The sequence below is a fragment of the Chamaesiphon sp. OTE_20_metabat_361 genome, from assembly GCF_031364565.1.
Window position 1 is genome coordinate 1 of sequence record NZ_JANLWO010000007.1, and the last position, 3,945, is coordinate 3,945.

Below are 3,945 nucleotides of genomic sequence, written 5' to 3' on the forward strand. Positions count from 1 at the left end.
CACCACTAGGCGTAATTATCAATTGTGCTGGCTTCCAAGATGTTACCAAATCCTCCTCCATCCTGATCCAAAATCTGCTGCGACGGGGGATTTGTGCGCCTAATGACTCTAATCGGGGATTTGTCATCGACAAAAACTTTGAAGCTAGCAAAAACTGTTATGTGATGGGGCCGTTAGTTGCAGGTAATATCGATGGTAGCTTTAGAATCTGGCACGCTGAGAGTTGTCAGCGGATCGTCGGCTTGTCGCAGCATTTAGCGACGGTACTATGTCTAATTTAAGACTGGGAAAAAAGTAAGTTGCTACCAATGCGATCGAAATCTAAGTTAGACTCGATCGCATTGTCTGTAGATGCGATCGATGTCTTCTGGTAGTGAAATTATCGTCATCGGTGGTGGTGTAATCGGTTTAGCCACTGCCATAGAATTGCGCCTGCTCGGTGCCCAAGTCACGATTTTGAGCAAAGACTTCAAAGCTGCCGCAGGTCATGCCGCAGCGGGCATGTTAGCACCGCAGGCAGAACAAATTGCCCCCGGTACAATGCACGATTTGTGTCTGGATAGTCGCGAGTTATACCCGGAATGGGTGCGAAAAATTGAGGCAATTTCGGGAGTAGATGTGGGTTATTGGCAGTGTGGCATTCTCGCCCCCCGTTATCTGAGCGCATCAGGACAAGACTGGCTGGATACTGACTCGATTCATCAGCAGCAGTCGGGCTTGAGTGAGTCGGTAGTCGGTGGTTATTGGTATCCAGCCGACGGACAAGTAGACAATCGCGCCTTAATTCGATCGCTCTCTAGTGCCAGTCAAGCTCTGGGGATAAACTTGAGAGATAGCGTGGAAGTGACCGCCATCCATCGCAACCAGGGACGAGTGACGCACCTAGAGACAAGTCAAGGCGATCTCACTGCCCAGCATTATATCCTCGCCACAGGTGCCTGGTCGCAACAACTATTACCCATCCCCGTCATCCCGCGCAAAGGGCAAATGTTGTCGGTATTAGTGCCCAACGAGCAACGAGATAATTTACCGCTCCAGCAAGTATTATTCGGCGAAGAAATCTACATCGTGCCGCGTCGTGATGGCAAAATTATTATCGGTGCCACTAGCGAAGATGTCGGCTTTGCGCCATCGAATACGCTCAAAGGCGTCAAACAATTGATGACAAATGCGATGCGGTTATTTCCAACCCTGCAACAGTACCCACTCCTCGAAACTTGGTGGGGTTTTCGTCCAGCGACACCAGATGAATTACCAATCTTAGGCACCAGTACCGAGGCTAATCTCACCCTAGCTACCGGACACTATCGCAATGGGATTTTATTAGCGCCGATTACGGCTAAGTTAATCGCCGATCTAGTCTGGCATCAGCAAGCCGATAATTTACTAGCCGCCTTTAGCTGGCAACGGTTTGACCCCGGTTGATTTTTAAAAACCAAGTTAGATACCAACTAATGTAGCTTGTCCTCTTGGTGCGATATCTAACATTTCTAAAACTTTTGGCACTAAAGGCTTTAAATCTGCCAATCGATTAGACTGTGCTTGTAAAACAATTAGTGACAAATCGAACTGCGACAAGTTGTGTTGAAACGACAAGTTGCGATCCGCTGTCACAAAAATGTCAAAGTCTGCTTCGGCAAGTACCAACAATTCGCGATCCTTAATTCCCGCCCAACCCATCTGAGGTACTATTTTGATTTCATAGCCAACAAACTCTTTGGCTAGACGACGATCTACACACTCATCTAACAGGATTTTCATAGCTATGCCGCTATGTTAACAAGTTGTTTTCTGGCTGCTTCTAGTAAACCAATAACCTGTTCTCTAGTCACGGTTGGGAATCCATCTAAAAAATCATCGATCGATTCTCCCGCTTTGAGATAATCGAACAGCGTCTGAACGGGAACTCTAGTATCTGAGAAAACTGGAGTACCGCCCATAATATCGGGCGATGTACTGACAATCGATATTCGATCGGGCATAACTAAATTAATCGTTAACTTCTACATTCTTACTAGTTTATCAACTTCTGCTACCGTGACGATCGAGAACCAGCCTTCGTTGACATCCTCCCACCGCTAATCGGAGTACCGATATAGCGGGGGATTCCCAAACATTGCTATTTGGGTTTCTGCTTCTGTCCCTTACGGGTATTTCGCAACTGCCCTTTAGAGGATTCTCTATCGGGTCTTACGTTCGCTCCACAGACTGAAACGGCAAGCCCTGCCGCCAAAATATTATGTGCTGCATTGATATCTCGGTCATGGTTTGCCCCACATTTAGGACATTCCCACTCTCTAATATTCAATGGAAGTTTATCTACAATATGCCCACAGTTTCCACACCTTTTAGAGCTGGGAAACCATCGGTCAATTTTAATCAGCTCTCGCCCATACCATTCGCATTTATAGGCAAGTTGGCGAATCAGTTCGCCCCAACTAGCATCGCTAATCGAGAGAGCGAGTTTATGGTTTTTAACCATGTTTTTGATAGCCAGATCCTCAACTACTATCGTTTGGTTTTCACGAACCAGTTGAGTTGTCAGCTTATGCAAAAAATCTTTTCTAGCATCGGTGATTTGCGCGTGGACTCTAGCCACATGCAACCTAGCTTTATGTCTGTTGTTACTCCCTTTCTGTTTGCGAGACAGTGCCTTTTGCACTCGTTTCAACTTCTTGCGTAGTTGCTTAAAGTGTTTAGGGTTGGCAATCTTATCGCCGTTACTAGTGGCAATCAGACTAGTTATCCCCACGTCCAAACCGATAGATTTATCGGATTTTGGCAGTTGAGCAATATTAGTATCTATCAACAAGGATGCAAACCAGCGACCGCTGGCTTCCAACTTAATGGTGATAGTGGATGGCTCACATCCTTCCGGCAAATCTCTACTCCAACAAATAGCCAATGGTTCGATACATTTAGCCAGAAATACTTGTCCATCTTTCCACCGGAAAGCAGCCTTAGTAAATTCCGCACTACCGCCATTATACTTTTTCTTAAAGTTAGGATATTTCGCCCGTCCAGCCCAAAAGTTAGTAAATGCCTTTTGCAGGTTTCTCAACCCTTGCTGGAGTGGTACAGAGCTAACCTCATTGAGAAAGTCAAGGTCTTCTTGCTTTTTCCAACCTGTCAGCATGGAGGAGGTTTTAACGAAGTCAATTCGCTCTTGGCGTTCGTACCAAGCCTCAGTTCTTGCAGCTAAAGCCTTGTTGTACACCAACCGCGCACAGCCCATCGTCCGGCGCAAGAGTGATTCTTGCTCGGTCGTGGGATAGAAACGGTAGCGATAGGCTTTTTGCATCCTTAAATTCTAACACATTCCTGGTAAGAAACATGGAATTTGCTCGTTTCCTCATACCCCGCCTCATTGTTGAGAGCGCTGCTTGTCAATTTAATCGGCGGGGCAATCGTCTTCTCGCTCGTCTTTCATCCCACCATCAAGCGGAGTACCGCTCTGATGGGGGTATTCCCGCCTGTCCAGATAAACGACCTGTTTTTTAGTCACGGTTGGGAATCCATCCAAAAAATCATCGATCGACCTAAGACCGTCACTCCCAATATTGCCGTAAAATTAAGTAGACCTGTATCTCCAAATATACTTCCATGTTAGAAACGATCGAAGGCGTATATGAAAACGGGCAAATCCAGATCGATCGGCCACCACAGCATATAGGCGCTCGAACGCAGGTACTGGTAACATTCCTCGATCCAAATAATATCGACCCCGCTAAACTGAGCGAACTTATCGAGCGCATCGAAACGATCGCGGGAATCAGTCAAGGGCTTGAGGAGCTTAACAAGGGTCAAACTCGCCCGATTGGTGATTTCATCCAAGATATGCAGCGCAAATATGACATTCCAGGTTGAGCTAACCCCGATTGCTGAAGCCCAAATCGATCGTACTTATCAATGGTATCGCGAACGGAATTCTGATTTTGCTGACCG

5 protein-coding genes and 1 pseudogene are annotated in these 3,945 nt (G+C 46.5%); 3 read left to right on the forward strand and 3 right to left on the reverse strand.

Annotation, left to right across the window (positions count from 1 at the left end; all coding sequences use genetic code 11):
* Both RMO35_RS00200 and thiO read left to right on the forward strand, forming a co-directional pair.
* Positions 1-281: pseudogene (locus RMO35_RS00200) on the forward strand (hypothetical protein); the annotation flags it as partial.
* A 79-nt stretch (positions 282-360) separates the two neighbouring features.
* Positions 361-1,425: a glycine oxidase ThiO gene (thiO, locus tag RMO35_RS00205; RefSeq protein ID WP_309737728.1), complete on the forward strand. Its 1,065-nt coding sequence runs from the start codon at positions 361-363 to the stop codon at positions 1,423-1,425.
* 15 nt (positions 1,426-1,440) lie between these two features.
* On the opposite strand, the gene RMO35_RS00210 is transcribed toward thiO, so the two are convergent.
* From RMO35_RS00210 to RMO35_RS00220, 3 genes are all read right to left on the reverse strand, one after another.
* On the reverse strand, positions 1,441-1,761 hold the full coding sequence (locus RMO35_RS00210; protein ID WP_309737730.1) for a DUF5615 family PIN-like protein: 321 nt from the start codon (positions 1,759-1,761) through the stop codon (positions 1,441-1,443).
* Positions 1,762-1,763: 2 nt separating this feature from the next.
* Positions 1,764-1,982, reverse strand: coding sequence for a DUF433 domain-containing protein (locus RMO35_RS00215; protein WP_309737731.1), 219 nt, complete (start codon positions 1,980-1,982; stop codon positions 1,764-1,766).
* Between the two features lie 137 nt (positions 1,983-2,119).
* On the reverse strand, positions 2,120-3,301 hold the full coding sequence (locus tag RMO35_RS00220; RefSeq protein ID WP_309737732.1) for an RNA-guided endonuclease TnpB family protein: 1,182 nt from the start codon (positions 3,299-3,301) through the stop codon (positions 2,120-2,122).
* A 302-nt stretch (positions 3,302-3,603) separates the two neighbouring features.
* On the opposite strand from RMO35_RS00220, the gene RMO35_RS00225 reads away from it, so the two are divergent.
* Positions 3,604-3,867 (forward strand): hypothetical protein, encoded by a 264-nt coding sequence (locus RMO35_RS00225; protein ID WP_309737734.1) that lies wholly within the window; start codon positions 3,604-3,606, stop codon positions 3,865-3,867.
* The last annotated feature ends 78 nt before the right edge of the window (positions 3,868-3,945 follow it).

Coding starts and splice junctions, on each gene's coding strand:
- thiO (WP_309737728.1), top strand. CDS start 361: ATGTCTTCTGGTAGTGAAATTATCGTCATCGGTGGTGGTGTAATCGGT.
- RMO35_RS00210 (WP_309737730.1), bottom strand. CDS start 1,761: ATGAAAATCCTGTTAGATGAGTGTGTAGATCGTCGTCTAGCCAAAGAG.
- RMO35_RS00215 (WP_309737731.1), bottom strand. CDS start 1,982: ATGCCCGATCGAATATCGATTGTCAGTACATCGCCCGATATTATGGGC.
- RMO35_RS00220 (WP_309737732.1), bottom strand. CDS start 3,301: ATGCAAAAAGCCTATCGCTACCGTTTCTATCCCACGACCGAGCAAGAA.
- RMO35_RS00225 (WP_309737734.1), top strand. CDS start 3,604: ATGTTAGAAACGATCGAAGGCGTATATGAAAACGGGCAAATCCAGATC.